Annotated in this window: 14 protein-coding genes; 9 read left to right on the top strand and 5 right to left on the bottom strand. The window is 37.8% G+C overall.

Annotated elements, in window-relative coordinates:
- The first annotated feature begins 71 nt into the window (after window positions 1-71).
- Window positions 72-971 (top strand): outer membrane lipoprotein-sorting protein, encoded by a 900-nt coding sequence (locus KO521_RS11515; protein WP_215940069.1) that lies wholly within the window; start codon window positions 72-74, stop codon window positions 969-971.
- Window positions 972-1,027: 56 nt separating this feature from the next.
- Here the strand turns inward: KO521_RS11515 and ppgK are convergent, their stop codons facing one another.
- From ppgK to KO521_RS11500, 3 genes are all read right to left on the bottom strand, one after another.
- Window positions 1,028-1,777: a polyphosphate--glucose phosphotransferase gene (ppgK, locus tag KO521_RS11510; protein WP_215940068.1), complete on the bottom strand. Its 750-nt coding sequence runs from the start codon at window positions 1,775-1,777 to the stop codon at window positions 1,028-1,030.
- 316 nt (window positions 1,778-2,093) lie between these two features.
- Window positions 2,094-3,179: a hypothetical protein gene (locus KO521_RS11505; protein ID WP_215940067.1), complete on the bottom strand. Its 1,086-nt coding sequence runs from the start codon at window positions 3,177-3,179 to the stop codon at window positions 2,094-2,096.
- Window positions 3,180-3,315: 136 nt separating this feature from the next.
- A complete protein-coding gene (locus tag KO521_RS11500; protein ID WP_215940066.1) occupies window positions 3,316-3,999 on the bottom strand; it encodes a cell division ATP-binding protein FtsE in 684 nt (227 codons plus the stop codon).
- 289 nt (window positions 4,000-4,288) lie between these two features.
- Here KO521_RS11500 and KO521_RS11495 point away from each other — a divergent pair, with 289 nt between their 5' ends.
- The 4 genes from KO521_RS11495 (at window position 4,289) to KO521_RS11480 (ending at window position 11,977) form a co-directional block, all read left to right on the top strand.
- Entirely contained in the window at window positions 4,289-7,306 is a 3,018-nt protein-coding gene (locus tag KO521_RS11495) for a tetratricopeptide repeat protein (RefSeq protein ID WP_215940065.1), read from the top strand.
- A 93-nt stretch (window positions 7,307-7,399) separates the two neighbouring features.
- Entirely contained in the window at window positions 7,400-9,157 is a 1,758-nt protein-coding gene (locus KO521_RS11490) for a TonB-dependent receptor (RefSeq protein WP_215940064.1), read from the top strand.
- A gap of 120 nt (window positions 9,158-9,277) precedes the next feature.
- Window positions 9,278-10,750 (top strand): hypothetical protein, encoded by a 1,473-nt coding sequence (locus KO521_RS11485; RefSeq protein ID WP_215940063.1) that lies wholly within the window; start codon window positions 9,278-9,280, stop codon window positions 10,748-10,750.
- A 105-nt stretch (window positions 10,751-10,855) separates the two neighbouring features.
- Window positions 10,856-11,977 (top strand): OmpA family protein, encoded by a 1,122-nt coding sequence (locus tag KO521_RS11480; RefSeq protein ID WP_252730053.1) that lies wholly within the window; start codon window positions 10,856-10,858, stop codon window positions 11,975-11,977.
- Between the two features lie 10 nt (window positions 11,978-11,987).
- On the opposite strand, the gene KO521_RS11475 is transcribed toward KO521_RS11480, so the two are convergent.
- Window positions 11,988-12,776 (bottom strand): NIPSNAP family protein, encoded by a 789-nt coding sequence (locus KO521_RS11475; protein ID WP_215940062.1) that lies wholly within the window; start codon window positions 12,774-12,776, stop codon window positions 11,988-11,990.
- 163 nt (window positions 12,777-12,939) lie between these two features.
- On the opposite strand from KO521_RS11475, the gene KO521_RS11470 reads away from it, so the two are divergent.
- From KO521_RS11470 to KO521_RS11460, 3 genes are all read left to right on the top strand, one after another.
- Window positions 12,940-13,704 (top strand): NYN domain-containing protein, encoded by a 765-nt coding sequence (locus tag KO521_RS11470; RefSeq protein WP_215940061.1) that lies wholly within the window; start codon window positions 12,940-12,942, stop codon window positions 13,702-13,704.
- An 86-nt stretch (window positions 13,705-13,790) separates the two neighbouring features.
- A complete protein-coding gene (locus tag KO521_RS11465; RefSeq protein ID WP_215940060.1) occupies window positions 13,791-14,219 on the top strand; it encodes a hypothetical protein in 429 nt (142 codons plus the stop codon).
- 98 nt (window positions 14,220-14,317) lie between these two features.
- Complete coding sequence (locus tag KO521_RS11460; protein WP_215940059.1) at window positions 14,318-15,934, top strand: amidohydrolase; 1,617 nt, start codon at window positions 14,318-14,320, stop codon at window positions 15,932-15,934.
- Between the two features lie 74 nt (window positions 15,935-16,008).
- Here the strand turns inward: KO521_RS11460 and KO521_RS11455 are convergent, their stop codons facing one another.
- On the bottom strand, window positions 16,009-16,557 hold the full coding sequence (locus KO521_RS11455; RefSeq protein WP_215940058.1) for a DUF2911 domain-containing protein: 549 nt from the start codon (window positions 16,555-16,557) through the stop codon (window positions 16,009-16,011).
- 239 nt (window positions 16,558-16,796) lie between these two features.
- On the opposite strand from KO521_RS11455, the gene asnB reads away from it, so the two are divergent.
- A complete protein-coding gene (gene asnB, locus KO521_RS11450) occupies window positions 16,797-18,461 on the top strand; it encodes an asparagine synthase B (RefSeq protein ID WP_215940057.1) in 1,665 nt (554 codons plus the stop codon).
- Window positions 18,462-18,584 lie beyond the last annotated feature (123 nt).

Raw genomic sequence — 18,584 nt, 5'->3', positions numbered from 1 at the left:
TTTTTGATATCTATTGAAAGGTTAAAGTGTACGGCCCGACTACCTTGTTTTTAAAACCTAAATTGAAACCTATGAAATTATTTATATCTGGTCTATTAATGTCTTCTGTTATTTTGATGTCCTCTTGTAGCGAACAACCTAAAGCGAAGAAGGAAGTGGTGGATACTACCTCACAAGAAGCAACCGATAGTTATGTGATTCCTGAATCTTGGGTAAATAATCGCGTAGCGAAGGCCAAAAGCAGACTACAGGCAAATGATGCCGGTAAAATTGTTTGGGAGGCAATGGAAGCTCATGGTGGACTAAAAAACTGGTACGGTAACGGGGCGTTGTCTTTTCGTTTCAAATACGTGCCTTTAGATGGGAGTACAGTACGCGATAGTTATGAAGTGGTAGATGCATGGCGTAATAAGGCCGTTCACACCAGTGTTACGGATAGTACGGCTACATTTGGTTGGGATGGAGAAACGGCTTGGGTAAAGGCTAAGGATTCCTCCGCTTTTGCATATGATACCAAATTTTGGGCTTTAACGCCACTGTATCTAATGGGCCATCCGTTTATATTGGACGGTGAAGGAGTAGAGCTGGAATTGTTGACAGAAGCAACCTATAAAGATAAAGCCAATGATGTGGTAAAAGTTACTTTCGCTGCAGGTACCGGTGATGCTCCGGATGATTATTATATTCTTCAGTTTGATAAAGAGTCACATCTGTTGACCGCTACGAGATACATAGTTTCCTATCCTGAATACTTTAAAGAAGGAGGTCACAATCCTGAGAAGTTCATGGAGGTGGGTGAGTTGATAGACGTGAGCGGAGTATTGCTGCCAAAAGAATTAAAAACCCATTGGACTACTAAAGAAGGGAAGCAGGGTGAATACATTACTCAGATAGATATCTCGGATATTCACTTTGTAAAGGATATAGATGATGATTTCTTTTCGCCTCCAGAAAATGCAACTATAAAATAAGACCAAAAAAAGAGCCTTGATTAAGGCTCTTTTTTCATTTAATATCTTATTGTTCTTTAGTGGTATGATATGTTGTGGAAGGCTGCAGCAGCTGCCCCTACGATACCGGCGTGGTTTTTTAATCCCGCAGGAATTACCGGAGTTTCAATAGTAATACAATCTTTAAACTCATCAAAATCCTTAGATGCTCCACCGCCTATTAAAATAGTATCCGGAGAAACGATCAACTCTACTAATTTCAAGAATTTATTAAAGCGCTTGCCCCATTTTTTATAGGATAGCCCTTCACGATCTTTAGCAGAACCTGCTGCATAAAGTTCTATTTTTTTGTATTTTTTGTATGGAATTTGACCGAGTTCAAAATTAGGAATCAATTTTCCATCTAGAAAAGCGCCACTACCAAGTCCGGTACCTATGGTAAGCATTACAACAAGACCCTCCATATCTTTGCCTGTGCCGTAGTTCATGGAAGCATAGCCTGCAATATCGGCATCATTCACTACAGTTACATCAAGCCCGGTCTTTTTGCTAAAAAGTTCCTCTACATTGGTGTTCAGCCAACTTTTATGAAGATTACCAGGAGATTTACAAACTCCTCTTTTTATAACAGTAGGAAATCCAACACCTACCTTTCCTTTATAATCAAAATGTTTTACGATTTGCGCAATTACATTAGCCATTTCTTTTGGCTTGCGAGATGTTGGTGTAGGTATGCGATATCGCTCGGTTACCAATTCTCCGGTTTCGATATTTACAAGCGCACCTTTAATACCAGAACCACCTACATCTATACCTAAAACTTCCATTATTTGATTTTAAAATTTATGACAGCAAAGTAACAAAAACTTTTTAGAGTAATCGAAGGATACGGGCATGTACACATTTTATTCGGTAACTGTGAAAAGATGGGTATAGCCCTTATTTAATAGCGGTATAAATTCTTGGGTTCTCTTGTGCGATATTTTACCTTTTTTTGATAATACCCTTATGGTAGTACTCATTCTAGTCTATATGTATGTTTTAAAGATTACGATATCGGTTTTGAGCTGCTAAGGCGGTAAATATTAATTGCAGTTTAAAACAACGGTTCTATAGTATGGGCATCATTTTTTAGGCCGTATATCAATAATTTAACTTCAACTTTAAGGGTAAGTGGTCGGAATAGCCATTGGCTACAAAATTTGGTTTAGAAGATTTGTATTTGAATGATCTGGGTCTTCCGCTAGAAGTTGCCAATATGTTGTCATCAATGATATCAAAAGTGTCTATTTCCGCAGTTATGCCGTTGCCGGACAAGAATCCACGGGATACTACTAATTGATCTAACATTTGGTATCGATTGGTAAAAACGGTGCCATCAAATAATCCGCTTAAAAAATAGGTACCTGTATTACCGGAAGCAGATTTATTCATGATAGAGGTGCTCAAGTTATAAAGAAAAGTCTCTCTTGCCCTATATTTATAGGTGTGCACGAATTTGTCAAAATCATTGGTGCCACCTTTTACCTTGTCTAAATCTCGCGAAGCTTTTAAATGTTGAATAATACTACGGTCAAAAGGCTCATCATTAAAATCGCCGACAACTAAAACTTTGCTTTCCCATTTTTTTTGAATAGTAGCAAGGTCATTACTTGCTTGAAGAGTCTCATATGTGGTGGAGTCTACTTTGGTGTGGGCTTCCACTAAAAAAGCAATATGTTCAGCAACGGCAATTCGCAAGGGTTCCGAATGATATTGCCCTCTGCTTCTAGATGGCCAGTGTGATGCAATGACTACAAATTCTTCGCCTGTAGCATTAATCTTAAAAACGACTTCAAAAATATCTCGGGTCCTATATCTTAAATGAACAAGGTGTGAAGTTCGCGAAACCACGGTAAGTTTGGCCGGGTTATAGGCCATGGCTACATCAATTCCTCGAAGATCGCTCGTGCCGGAAGCATCAAAAACCACGTTTAGGTGGTTCATTCCTGCTTCGTTCAATAAATCTTGTAAAAGCGTGTCTTTTTCAATTTCGCAAACAGTCAACAAATCAATTTGTTCGTTGGGCCAAATGAGGTTTAGACCTTGCGCTAGATTGGCCTTTTTTATATTGAAGACTTCATCCGTCCAACCTGCTTCTGGTGTAAAACTAAAATCATTGGAGATAGGGTCATCGTCAGTATCAAAAAAGTTTTGAAGATTCCACCAGGCAAAATTGATATGGGGCATAATGTCTCGAATTTAAGAATTTATGAAGTCACCACAATCTTTGTTGCGGTATGCCCTAAAGTTATGAAAAAGAACCTGCTTAAATATTAACCTTATGTAGGGATAAGGTTGTTTTATGTGTATTTGGTACAAATGGCTACACAGCTCGCTGTACGACTTCAAAGATTTTGTTACCGTCGCATTTGAGTGTTTTTGAAGGGTATTTCAAAATCAAAGCATAATCATGTGTCGCCATTAAAATAGAACGACCTGATTTATGTATTTCCTGTAAAACTTTCATAACCTCTACGCTGGTTTGCGGATCTAGGTTTCCGGTGGGCTCATCGGCTAAGATAAGTTCAGGATCGTTAAGCAATGCCCTTGCAATGGCAACGCGCTGTTGTTCGCCACCGGAAAGCTGATGCGGAAATTTGAACCCTTTGGTTTTCATGCCCACTTTATCAAGAACATCCTCTATTTTTTGATTCATTTTGTGACTGTCTTTCCAGCCTGTAGCTTTAAGGACAAAATAGAGGTTTTTATTAATCGTGCGATCCGGCAACAACTTAAAATCTTGAAAAACAATTCCGATTTTACGACGTAGAAAAGGAATATCTTTTTCTCGCAATTTGGTAAGATCAAAATCTACGATGCTGCCCGTACCTTGTTTTAAAGGAAGATCTCCGTATAGCGTTTTCATGAAACTACTTTTTCCGCTTCCTGTTTTTCCTATCAAATAAACGAATTCGCCTTTTCGCACATCTAGTGTTACCTCGTTCAAAACAAGACTATCTTTCTGAAAAATAGCCGCATCCTTTAACTCTAAAATCGTTTCTGACATCTTTAAGGGTACAGGGTTATACGTTTAAATTGTTAATCAATCGTTAAAGGTAGGGTGTAGTTCTATATACTGATTCCCAAATCTCGAACTTTGAATCGTAATTTGAATATAAAAGTAATAAGTTAAAAACTAACGTACAGCAGGCATTGGCAAAATCTTTTCGCTTTTTTTAGTATTGTCTGTGGTATGGAATTATAACAATGAAAACATCTATGACCATATACTTAGATGCAATATTCAACGTTATTAAAATTAATTAACGGTAATACATATTTCTAGTTAGAACACTATGCTAAAAAAAATCACCGCGCTTATCCCTGTTTTTCTAGGGATGGTTTCAATGGGAATCGCTCAAGAAACCAAAATATATACCCATAATCAAAAGCAATATCAAGATGCCCTGGCGCTCTATAACAATGAGCAGTACCAAGCGGCACAGTCCATTTTCGCAAAGGTCAAGGATAATACGGATAATCTAGAGACCAAAGCTAATAGTGCATACTATGAAGCTAATGCGGCGGTACGTTTGAATCAACTTGGCGCTGATAGATTAATGGAGGATTTTGTAGCCAAGTACCCAACTTCTACAAAAAGGAATTCTGCTTATGTAGATGTGGCCGAATATTATTTTGAAACGGGAAAATATCCATATGCCTTAAAATGGTACAATAAAGTTGATCAAAGTGCACTATCTAGGAAAGAGATGGATAAGTTTAATTTTAATTATGGATACTCTTTGTATTCGTCAGGGAATCAAAAAGAAGCCGAAACCTACCTTCAGAAAGTAGAGAATTCAGATGTTTACGGTTCGCAGGCTAAATATTACATGGGATATATAGCCTATCAACAAGATGATTATGATACGGCCAACCAACGGTTTGATCAGATAAAAGATCCAGAAATTCTTCAGGAGAAGATGGATTACTATCAGGCCGATATGAATTTTAAACTTGGCAAATTCGATCAAGCAATAGCTTTGGCCAAGAAACAAATGGCTAAAGGTGACCGCAAAGAAAAATCCGAACTCAGTAAAATAATTGGTGAGAGCTATTTCAACTTAAAAGAGTATTCCAATGCTATTCCTTACCTAGAAGATTATCAGGGTAAGAAAGGGAAATGGAGCAATACGGATTATTATCTCTTAGGTTATTCGTATTACAAGCAAGGCGATTATGCCAATGCCGTACAGCAGTTTAATAAGATAATTGGAGGAACCAACAGCGTTTCGCAAAATGCATATTACCATTTGGCAGAGTGTTATTTGAAGCTTGATAAAAAGCAGGAAGCACTTAATGCTTTCCGTAATGCTTCTCAAATGGATTTTTCTCGGGAAATTCAAAAAGATGCGTATTTGAATTATGCGCGTTTAAGTTATGAAGTAGGTAACGCTTACGAGCCCGTTCCTCAGGTGATAACTGATTATTTAGCGAAATATCCTGATAGCGCCAACAAAGAGGAGATGCAAGAGTTGTTGGTAGATTCATACATTACCTCTAAGAATTTTGCAGGAGCTATGGAGTTGCTTGAGAAGAATAAAAACTACGCAAGCAAGGCAACGTATCAAAAAGTGGCATATTACCGCGGTATTGAATTATTCATGAATGGTGAATATGCAGCTGCCGCAGAAAATTTAGGCAAATCTCTAGGAAGTGCAGAAGACGGTACATTCAAGGCCAAAGCCAATTATTGGAAGGCAGAAGCGGAGTATGCGCTTAACAATTTTGGAGATGCCTTGGTTGATTATATTCAGTTTCAGCAAAATCCATCAGCAAAATCTACTGAAGAATATAAAGAGTTGGATTACAATTTGGCTTACACGTATTTTAAGTTGAAAGACTATAGTAATGCTATTTCGTATTTTAACAATTTTACGACTGCAGGTTCTACCGATACACAGAAATTGTATGACGGTTACCTTCGTTTGGGCGATAGTTATTTTGTGACCAGTAAATACTGGCCGGCTATAGAGACGTACAACAAAGCACTTTCTCTTACTGGAACAGAAAAAGATTATGCGGCATATCAAAAAGCAATTAGTTATGGTTTTGTAGATAGACGAGATACAAAAATCGAAGAGTTAACAACCTTTGTTTCCGCTTATCCGAAGTCTACTTTAAAGGACGATGCTCTTTTTGAATTGGCAAACACTTTAATCGCTGCTGGCCAAGAACAACAAGGACTACAGACGTACCAACGTATGATCACGGAATACGGGGCTAGTTCGTTAGTGCCACAGGCAATGATGCGCCAAGGCTTGGTGCATTACAATGCCAATAGAAACGAGCAAGCTTTGACGGAGTTTAAAGCGGTTGTTCATAATTTTCCGAATACGCAAGAGGCAATCCAAGCGGTGTCTACGGCAAAATTGATTTATGTTGATTTAGGTAGAGTTGACGAGTATGCAGAGTGGGTTCAGAAACTAGATTTTGTTGAGGTTACCGATAGTGAGCTGGATAATGCCACTTTTGAATCTGCCGATAAGCAGAATATGGAAGGCAATAAAGATGCTGCTATTAAAGGGTATGAAAATTACATCAAACAATTCCCAAGCGGATTAAACGCGGTTAAGGCCAACTTTAACTTAGCACAACTTTATTTTGCCAAAGGTAAAAAGCAACAGGCTTTGCCTAATTATAAGTTCGTTGCTGATAAAATGGGAAGCGAATATGCAGAACAGGCGTTAACTAGAGTTTGTGAGATATACATTGGTAAGCAAGATTACACATCGGCTTTACCTTATTTAAAACGTTTAGAAAATCAAGCGGATATTCAGCAGAACAGAACTTTTGCTCAGTCTAATTTAATGAAAGGCTATTATGAGCAAAAGGATTACGGGCAGACTTTGGCTTACGCCGAAAAAGTATTGGCTACCCCAATAATAGATAACCGTATTAAAAGTGATGCGCAGATAATGATAGCACGTTCCGCCATTGCAACCGGTGATGAGGCAAAAGCAGAAAGCGCCTATGCAGATGTTTTAAAAATAGCATCTGGAGCAACAGCTGCCGAAGCATTGTATTATGATGCCTACTTTAAAAGTAAATCTCAAGACTACGAGAATTCTAATATTGCCGTGCAGAAATTGGCAAAAGACTATTCAGGATATAAAGAATGGGGAGGAAAGGGTCTGATTATAATGGCCAAGAACTTCTATGCTTTGGGAGATGCGTATCAAGCTACTTATATTTTAGATAGTGTGATAAGTAATTTTAGTCAGTATGATGATATTGTGTCTGAGGCCAAAGGAGAATTGTCAATTATAAAGGCCAAAGAAGCGCAGAGTAATTCATCTGTAAGAACCGACTAAAAAATATAGTTTAACAAGATTGAAAAATTGAATTTAATCGAGGTCTTTCAGAACTGACTTCGCTTTAAGTGTAAATTCAAAAAAGAACACAGAATGCACAAACATATAAAGCTTACACTTATTTTTCTTACTGGAATATTTCAGTTAGCTGTAGCGCAAGAAGACGAAGAAAAAGATGATATAGGTACGGAAACCGTAACGGTTACCAAAGCGTATACACCAACTATCAACGATGCTTTTAAAATCAAAACAATGCCAAATCTCAACGATTCTATTGTTTTGCAAAAGAAAAAGATAAACTACAGTATTTTTTCTGTGCCTGTAGCATCAACCTTTACACCTGCAAAGGGTAAGGCTTCTAGCGTAAAGAAAACGCCACCACCAGTTCTCTACAACTCATATGCTTCGGCGGGAATAGGTAACCCTGCTAACTTAATGGGTAAGTTCTATACCAGTAGAACTATTGATCGCGAATCTGGGTATACCTTGGGGTTGGAGCACAACTCCTCTCGTGGTGATATAGATGGGGTTGCTCTGGACAATATTTATTCCAACTCAAAATTTGATGCCAGCTATACAAAACGAGATAGTGATTTTGATTGGGGAGTAGATGTGGGTGCGCAGCACCAACTGTACAATTGGTACGGTATTCCCGATGCTACTTTTACGGAGGAAGAGGTAGATGGTATTGATGAGCGCCAGAATTATTACATGGCAGAGGCTTCAGGTCATATAAATATGAAAGGTTCGTATTTTGAAAATGCGAAATTGGAGTATAGAAGATTCTGGGATGCAGTTAAGTCAGGTGAAAACAGAGCTGTTTTTAAAACAGGTTTTTCGTTCCCTATAGCCGACGAAAATTTGAACGTAAAAGCAAACGTAGATTATGTAAACGGTAGTTTTAAAAACTCTAGCCTTAATAATCCAACAAATACACCAGAGATTAATTACAGTAATTTACAAGTAGGAATTAATCCTAGCCTTGCACTGAACAGAGATAATTTGTCCCTTAATTTGGGAGTAAATTTAGTGTATGGACTTGATTCGGAAAATAGTGATAGTAATTTCTATATCTATCCTGATGTTACCGCATCTTATAGGTTACTAGATGATATGGCTATAGTTTATGCTGGAGTAGAGGGGGATTTAGTCCAGAACTCTTACTATGGTTTTGTAAATGAGAACCCTTATGTGTCGCCAACCTTAACTATTGTTCCAACGGATAAGCAATATGATGCCTATATTGGTTTAAAGGGACAGATCTTGCCCAACTTAAGCTATAACGCAAAAGTGAGTTATACTACGGAAAATAGAAAAGCCCTTTATAAACTCAATCCTAGAAATGATGCAAGGACGGATGAGAAGGGATATTATTATGGGAATTCTTTTGAAGTGTTCTATGACGATTTAAAAACAATTGGCGCTTTTGGTGAATTGAATGTAGATGTGAACCGTAACTTTAGCCTTGGGGTAAATGTTGAATATTTCAACTATAATACAGAAACTGATAACTCTGCATGGAACTTGCCAAATCTAACAAGTTCTTTATTTATGGATTATCAAATAGGGGAAAAATGGTATACAGGTGCAAACCTGTTTTATGTAGGTGAAAGAGATGATATAGCGACTATTGCTGATACCAGCGGAAATCCCGCCGATTTTTTTGTGACTCGCATAACCCTAGATGGTTATTTTGATGCCAATTTTCATGTAGGATACCGTTGGAACGATCAACTTTCTTTCTTTGTGAAAGTGGCTAATATTGCAAATAATAATTATCAGCGCTGGTCTAACTACCCTGTTCAGGGTCTGCAAGTTATGGGTGGTTTAACCTATAAATTCGATCTATAGATTCTTTGTGAATTTATGTAGTGTGTATTCGTCCGATTTTTATATGGTCTTGTCTATACAGTGGTAGGGTTTGTGGTAGAATACTTATTTTTGTTTCTATTGCTATAAAGAAAATATATCATGCTTCAAAAGAATAAAAAACCTAGGGTAAGTCATATAAGTTTTATGCTCTCTTCAGGAAAAAAAATCGTAGGTACCCTCTTTTTGGCATCAATGGTTCTATTTGCTGCATGTGGTTCGGATGATTCGGAAACACCTATGGTTGTAGAGATAGATACGGATGGTGATGGTATTTTTGATTCCAAAGAGGTTTTAGACGGTACAAGTAAAACTAACCCTTGTGACCCTAAACCAAATTCGGGTTATACGGGATACGATGCGGAAAATGCAGTTTGGCTAGGTGCAGATTGTGATACGGATGGTGTTACCAATTCAGAAGAACTTGCCAATGCAACGGACCCGTACGTAAACGAAACTAAAGATTCTGATGGGGATGGTATTCCTGATTTTCAAGAAGAGGCAGATGGAACCGATATAGACAATCCGTGTGATCCTGTGCAAGATGAAAATTATACAGGGTATAATGCTGAAAACAATGTTTGGAAAAATGCCGATTGTGATGCAGATGGCGTCAGCAATGGCGATGAGGTTGCGGCAGGCAGCAATCCGTTTAAAGATGATACAGTTTATGCAGTGGCCGAGTTTCTGCCAAAATTATCCGACTTAAAAATATTCAGGGGAAATCCTGGAGACTTGGTTCCCAATACTACTTCTTATGAGTATAGTTTAACTACACCTTTGTATAGTGATTATGCTCAGAAATTCAGAACGATTTCGCTTCCTGAAGGTACACAGATGACCTATAACGGAGAGGGTCTTCTTGAGTTTCCCGATAACACGGTAATCACAAAAACGTTCTTTTATTATAATGACGAAAGAAATCCATCCCTTGGCACAAAATTAATAGAAACCCGAGTGATGATTAAAACCAATGGTGCGTGGAGTATGGGCAATTACCTTTGGAACGAAGCCCAAACCGAAGCTAATTTGAGTAATGACGCACCAACGGTTCAGGTAACTTGGATAGATAGCTTAGGCAGTAGTAATACTGTAGGCTATAAAGTCCCATTTACCGTAAATTGTACGCAGTGTCATAATGTGAACAATACAACGATTCCTATTGGTCCTAAAGCACGAAACTTAAACTTTGTGTATAACGGTAAAAATCAACTTCAGAATTTTATAGATTTAGGGTTGCTTTCAGGTGCGCCGTCCGTTGCTGAAATTGAAGTGCTTCCAGATTGGTTAGATAATTCGTTTACCCTTGCGGAACGCGCTAAAGCTTATATGGATGTGAATTGTGCGCATTGTCACCAACCTGGTGCTCTACATAATTCCAACGAAGGTGTTCGTCCAGATTTTAGATATGAAACCTTGTATGCTAATAGCAATGTAGAGGAGTTTAAAGCAGATATTAGAGCAAGGGTTGAGACAGACCCGGCTTATGGACCTTCCATGCCGCTTATTGGCATTACAGAACTCCACACGGAAGGAGTAGACTTGATTCAAGCTTACATAGATTCTTTAAATTAATCGATTATAAGTTGTAAATCCTTAGTAAAAATGTACTGTTGGCAAGGGTTAAAATTTACCATTCCCTTTATTTTTCTATTTTAGAGCCGACCAAAACGCTCAATAATGACTAAATTTTCTACGGGGAAGATTACATTTCTATTCATAGGAATGTGCTTTTTATATCCTGTTCAATCGCAAAACTTGGTCAATAACCCCAGTTTTGAAGCGTATTTGAATTGCCCTGAACATTTGGGTAATTTTAGTACGGATGTTAAAGGTTGGACAACACCAACTGAAGGGTCTACAGATTATTTTAATGGATGTAGTACCGAAATGGGTACACCTAAAAATTTTAATGGTTCTCAACCAGCAGATTTTGGTAAAGGCTATGCAGGTCTGTATTTGTTCGCTCCCGATGATTATAGAGAGTATTTTCAAACCAAATTACTTCGCCCTTTAAAGGAGGGAGTTAAATATAAAGTTTCTTTTTATGTAAGTCTAGCAGAACGTTCGGACTTTGCCATTAAGGAATTTGGAGTCCTGTTTTCTAAGGATAAGTTGCACATTCCAATAAAAAAGGAGTTGTCTAGAAAACACCTTTATCAGCAGAAAAGTAACGTTTATAATTATATGGAAATCGGGTATTCTAACTTCTATTCGGATACACAGGATTGGATATTGGTGCATACTGAATTTGTAGCCAAAGGCTCAGAGCGTTATTTAATGTTAGGTAATTTTAAAAGTAACGCCAGGACCCGTCTTTTTAAGACCAAGCGCAATGCAAAACAAGGAGCTTATTACTATGTGGATATGGTTGAGGTTTCCAAGGCAGGAGAAAATAGCTCCAAACCAGAGAAGTATGCTGCCGGAGAAAAGCAGCGCACTTTTGAACTAGATAAAAACAATGTATTTGAAGATGTTCATTTTGCTTTTGATAAATCTTTGTTACTAAAAACGGCTAAGAAAGAAATTGTAGAAATCTACACTTATCTATTAAAAAATAAAACGCTACAAATTTCAATAAACGGGTATACGGATGCTATTGGCGGTGAAAAATATAATAGTTCATTGTCCAAGAAACGAGCAAAAGCCGTTGCCGAATACCTTATTGAATTGGGTTTAGATAAAAATCGGGTCACTTGGCAAGGTCATGGAGGTCACAATCCCATAGCGGACAATGCTACATCAGAGGGTAGAAAACAAAATAGAAGGGTTGAATTTGTAATAAGTAAACCAACCCCATAATACTTACTTTTCAATAATCAGAATATTCAGTTGGGTATAGTAATATAATATCTGCTTTACTTACATTGTTTTGGTATTTGGGTTCCACTTTTAATTTCAGCCATTTTGGGGCGGTTCTAAAAGCATCCCAATGTGTATCTCTTGACTCCATATTCTCAAAAGTGGTCATGTACATAAGGTTGGGCATACGGTCACCAGATATTACTTCGGCATAAAAAACAGCATTAAACCCTAAAGATTCAAAAAGTTCAACTTCACCTCCTGCATTGAACATGTCTACCTTATTTTGGTAAATAGCTTCGGTAGCAGACTCATAACTTCTAAGTTCGTAAACCCTATTCTTCCTTGGGCCTTTTACTTTTGATGTTTGCATTACCGGCATTTCGGTAAAGGCCTTCATTAATGTAGAACTAATGCGCTCATAGGGCGCTTTGTCATGCTTGGCATTAATGTAATTGGCACCAGCGGAGACATAACTTTTATCTTGAGCAATCATACTATCTAAGGTCAAAAATTGCTCAAGTGATTTAAACGGAATCAATATATAAATTTTAAGACTGTCACTATTATCGTTTGATATCGTTTTAAATACACCCACATTTTCTATTCCAGCTCGCTTTAAGGCAGGTAAATATGCATCCTTTAAATAACTATCTACCGTTTTTTCTTGATTATCGTTTTTAAGAAAGTAGGTCTTTAGTTGGTAGAACTCCAAGTCTTGGTTTTGAGCGTTCGCAGAGAAAATAAGTGCAAAAAATAAAATGATTGTTGTTAGGTAGTTACGGACAGGAGTTTTCATAGAAGTATATAGTTTGTAAAACCAAACTTAACAAAGAACCCTCTACAAACCTAATAAAATACGGTTAGGTAAAGAATGAACGTTTTGGTAATTATTTGTATTAAAATCACATCTTATTTTTGGAAGAATCAACGTAACTTGCAAGAAAGAAAATATTTTACAGATGGACTTAAATCTAGCGGTGCTTATAGATGGTGATAACATTCCTTCGGCTTACGTAAAGGAAATGATGGAAGAAATTGCCAAATATGGTAATCCTACCATTAAACGAATTTATGGAGATTGGACCAACCCACGTCTTGGTAAGTGGAAAAATGTTCTTTTGGAAAATGCCATTACCCCAATACAACAATACGGGTATACCCAAGGGAAGAACGCAACGGATTCGGCTATGATTATAGATGCCATGGATATTCTGTATTCCGGTAAGGTAAATGGTTTCTGTTTGGTAAGTAGCGATAGTGATTTTACCCGTTTGGCCACACGTTTGCGTGAAGCAGGTATGCAGGTATTTGGGATTGGTGAAAAAAAGACCCCTAATCCTTTCATAGTGGCATGTGATAAGTTCATATACATAGAAATTCTGAAAAAGGAAGATGAGGAGGAAGATAATTCGGTAAGTCCAAAAACCACCAAAAAAACCAAAAATAGTGTAGATAGGATAACATCAAAGGTAATCCGATTGATTGCTTCTACTATAGATGATGTGGCAGATGATGATGGCTGGGCATTTTTGGGGGATGTAGGAAGTCTTTTACAAAAAAAACAACCTAATTTTGACTCTAGAAACTATGGCTTTCAAAAATTGACTCCGCTTATAAGTTCCATAAAGTCAATAGAAGTAGACCGTCGTGAAGATTCAAAAGGACGTAAAAAACTTATTTACGTTAAAATGGCCGACAAACCTAAATCCCGTTCAACAAAATAATTAGTGGCTTATGATCGTTTTATATAAACGGTTACATTTTAATTGAGAATGTGCCTGAAAATAGTACGAATTAATAAGTTTAAGAAATGAAAACTTTCAAGAAGAATACAATCGCTGTATGGTCTGCTTTAATGATTTGTTTAACGTTCGGTAGTGCTGTAAGTGCAAACGTTTGTAACGTTGATTTTAAAGATTGCAAAGAAGCAGAGCCTTGGGAAAGCGAACTATTTGGAAGTTGGGAGTACTCAGCAGATAATGCACCCGAACAATACAAGTTAGGAGCGATTTCCATTTTTTATGAGAACGGAGAAAACAACGTATTCGTTCAACTGGATGAAAAAGAAATATTTGGTAAAAAAGTTAGTCTGGTTGGTAATACAATTAGTTTTGAAGTAAAGTTGGAAGGCACACTGTTCCAAGTAAAATTAACCGCAAAAGGAGAAGTTTTATCGGGCACTTATACTTCTGTGAACGGTACTTTTAAAATAAAAGGCGCAAGAGTAAAAATCATGTAGTTATAAGAATGTGGAAAAGACTTTATTTCTACAGTACTAAGTAGTAAGAAAATAGTACATTATTTATGTACTTTTGGAAACCTCCAAAATTTCTTACTATGAAAAAAATACTTCCCTTATTATTGTTGATTCTTACGGGTTGTGAATACCTGAAAGAGAAAGTAGACTTGGTAATTGTAAACGCCAATGTGTATACCGTTGATGATGAGTTTTCCAAAGCAGAAGCCTTTGCTGTTCAAGATGGGAAATTTATAGCGGTAGGCACTACCGAGGAAATCAGAGACAAATATACTTCAGACCAATTAGTGGACGCAGATGGCCGTACCATTACGCCAGGTCTTATAGATGCCCATTGCCATTTTTTTGGTTTAGGTCTAAAACAGCAAGTGGTTGATCTTGTCGGAACCAAAAGTTTTGAAGAGGTTCTGGAACGTGTTCAGGCTTTTCAAAATGAAAATCCCAAAGATTTTGTGCTCGGGGAAGGTTGGGATCAAAATGATTGGGAAGTTAAAGAATATCCAACCCGGAAAGAATTGGATAAAATTTTTCCTGATACCCCTGTGGCTTTAAGTCGTATAGACGGTCATGCTTTGTTGGTCAATAAGGCTGCATTGGATTTAGCAGGTATTGATTGGCGAACAAAAGTAGAGGGAGGAGAAATCGTAAAAGGTGCAATGGGTATTACCGGAGTACTGGTAGACAACCCAATGGATTTGGTATATTCTAAAATCCCGATGCCAGACTTGGATGCTAGAGTAAAAGCATTGAAAGATGCGGAAAGTATTTGTTTGAATAATGGTCTAACTACGGTTGATGACGCAGGTCTAGACCGCTCAACTATAGAGCTTATAGATAGTTTACAGCAAACAGGCGAGCTTTCAATTAGGGTGTATGCTATGGTTAGTAATATTCCTGAAGACGTAGATTATTTTATTTATAAAGGACCCGTAAAAACAGATAGGCTAAATGTGCGTTCCATAAAAGTATATGGAGATGGGGCTCTCGGTTCCCGCGGTGCAGTATTGAAAAAACCATATTCGGATAAGTGGGGTCATTATGGTGCCATGGTTACACCCGTAGATGAAATAGAGGATTTGGCGCGGCGTTTGGCAATTTCGGAATATCAAATGAATACACATGCCATTGGCGATTCTGCAAATGCAGTGGTGCTTAGAACATATCAAGAAGTTTTGAAAGACAAACCAAATCGCCGTTGGAGAGTAGAGCACGCACAGATTATTGACTCATTGGATTTTGATTATTTTGGAAATGGAGTGATACCTTCCGTACAGCCTACACATGCTACAAGTGATATGTATTGGGCAGAAGACCGTTTGGGCGAAGAGCGTATGAAAGGAGCTTATGCTTACAAGAAACTTTTAGATAAAGCAGGAATTCTAGCTTTAGGTACAGATTTCCCGGTAGAGCAGGTGAGTCCGTTTCTAACTTTTTATGCTGCAGTGACTAGAAAAGATGTAGAGGGTTATCCAGAAGGAGGATTCCAAATGCAAGATGTGCTAACGCGAGAAGAAGCATTGCGTGGGATGACCATTTGGGCGGCCTATTCTAATTTTGAGGAAGAGGAAAAAGGAAGTATAGAATCTGGAAAGTTTGCGGATTTTGTAATATACGATAAAGATATGATGACGGTTCCCGTTGCCGAGATTCCTGGAATTATGGCAGAACAAACCTTTGTAAACGGAAAAACAAGATAATTTGTCAAAGGATAGCACATAAAAAAACCGAAGCTAAAAGCTTCGGTTTTTTTAATTATAGGTTTCAGGAAATTTTACATTTTAGAAGCTGTAATAGGAACTGAAATTCTTGTTTTGTCCCATCCCATTACCATTTCAAAACTATCTCCAGCTTCTTTAAAGGCAATAGAAAACTCTTCTAAAGAGTTGGAATCTTCTGCACTCGGTACGCTTACACGAGCAACATCTGCACCTTCATCGTAAGAGTAGGCGCCCCATTGGTTAAGGTTGTTGTTAAGAACAACGGTCCATTCTCCTTGTCCAGGAATAGTAAATATAGAATAGGTTCCCGCTTTAATCTCTTTTCCGCCAAAATTAACATCCGAATAGAAAGTAACTTCTGCAGCCTCATTGGCACCGGTACGCCATACTTTTCCAGCAGGAGCAAGTTCAGAAAGCGAACGTCCTTTTAATTGTGGGCGACTGTAGATAACACGTGCGGTTTTGGCAGATACTTTGTAATCGGTTGGGTAAGCGGCCATATCCATAGGGCTTTTATCCAATCCGCTAAATTTTTGAGCTAATGCATCGGTTGAGAAGGTCATGGCAAATGCCATCAAAGCAATAATAAGTACTTTTTTCATAATTGTGTTTGTTTTGCGCTAAAACTAGTTAGTATTGAATTTTAATTCTATTAAAAAGTCGTTAATTTTTACGCTACTTACAGAACGTTTGATTTTTAATGCAAAAAAATATAAAAAGTGATGCATTGATGTTATATTTTGTTTTTATGTTTCAATATATAATCATTATGTATATTTATGTTTTGTAATTGAAAGTTTAGTTGCATTTTTGATTTCAAATTAGAAATAAACAAAGAGTTATGTGTGGAATTGTATGTGCATTTGATTTAAAAGAAAGTTCAGATGTTTTAAGACCCCAGTTATTGGAGATGTCTAAGAAAATACGTCACCGTGGTCCGGATTGGAGTGGTATTTATGCTGATGAAAAAGCCATTTTAGCGCATGAGCGTTTGGCTATTGTTGATCCAGCTTCCGGTACACAGCCGTTATATAGTGAAGATAAAAAATTGGTTTTGGCCGCAAATGGCGAAATCTATAATCATAGAGAATTGCGTAAGCAATTTAATGGGAAGTATAATTTCCAAACCGAATCTGATTGCGAGGTGATTTTAGCCCTTTATCAAGAAAAAGGTGCCGATTTCTTAGATGAGATGAACGGTATTTTCGGCTTCGCTATTTATGATACGGAAAACGACTCTTATTTTGTGGCACGTGACCATATGGGTATAATTCCACTTTATATTGGATGGGACCAAAACGGTACTTTTTATGTGGCTTCAGAATTGAAGGCCTTAGAAGGAACATGTTCTAAAATCCAACTTTTTCCTCCGGGACATTATTTGAGCAGTGAAGATGGTGAATTCAAAAAATGGTATACTAGGGATTGGATGGAGTATGATGCCGTTAAGGAAAACGAAACGAGCATTCAAGAAATCAAGGAAGCTTTAGAAGCTGCCGTACACCGTCAATTAATGTCAGATGTACCTTATGGTGTTCTACTTTCAGGTGGTCTTGATTCTTCCGTTACATCCGCGATAGCAAAGAAATATGCTCAAAAACGTGTAGAGTCCGGGGATACTACAGATGCTTGGTGGCCTCAGTTGCACTCTTTCTCAGTGGGTCTTGAAGGTTCTCCGGATTTAGCTGCCGCTCAGAAAGTAGCTGACCATATCGGTACGGTTCACCATGAAATTAAATTTACAATACAAGAAGGTCTAGATGCTATTAAAGATGTGGTTTATAACTTGGAGACCTATGATATAACTACCATTAGAGCTTCTACTCCTATGTATCTTATGGCGCGGGTAATCAAATCTATGGGTATAAAAATGGTCCTTTCAGGAGAAGGAGCGGATGAGCTTTTTGGCGGCTACCTTTACTTTCACAAAGCACCGAATGCTCAAGAATTTCATGAAGAGACGGTACGTAAATTAAGTAAACTACACATGTACGATTGCTTACGTGCAAACAAATCATTGGCATCATGGGGAATTGAAGGTCGTGTACCGTTCTTGGATAAAGAATTTATGGATGTAGCTATGCGTATCAACCCACAGGATAAAATGATCAATGGGGAGCGCATGGAGAAATGGGTGGTTCGTAAAGCTTTTGAAGATATGTTGCCGGAAAGTGTGGCATGGAGACAGAAAGAACAGTTTTCTGATGGTGTAGGATATAGCTGGATCGATACATTAAAAGAAGTTGTAAATACAGAGGTGTCTGATGAACAACTGGCAAATGCCAAGTTTAGGTTCCCATTACAAACACCAACATCCAAAGAAGAATTTTACTATCGTTCCATATTTGAATCTCATTTTCCTTCAGATGCAGCGGCGTTATGTGTACCACAAGAAGCTTCTGTAGCGTGTAGCACGCAAATAGCCTTGGAATGGGATGAAGCATTCAAAAACATGAACGATCCGTCCGGTAGAGCAGTGGCGAACGTGCACGATGATGCTTATTAGTACCATTTGGGCGGTTTTTTGTAGAATTAGCTAGGAATTGACCTGTTGCGCGTTAAACGTCAGCAGGTCTTTTCATTTGTCATCAGAGCCGTTTGTATGGGTTGGTTCCGGTAGTGAGATCTG

The sequence above is a fragment of the Zobellia uliginosa genome, assembly GCF_018860745.1.
GTDB classification, from domain to species: Bacteria; Bacteroidota; Bacteroidia; order Flavobacteriales; family Flavobacteriaceae; genus Zobellia; species Zobellia uliginosa_B.
This window is presented reverse-complemented; position numbering and strand designations above follow the sequence as displayed.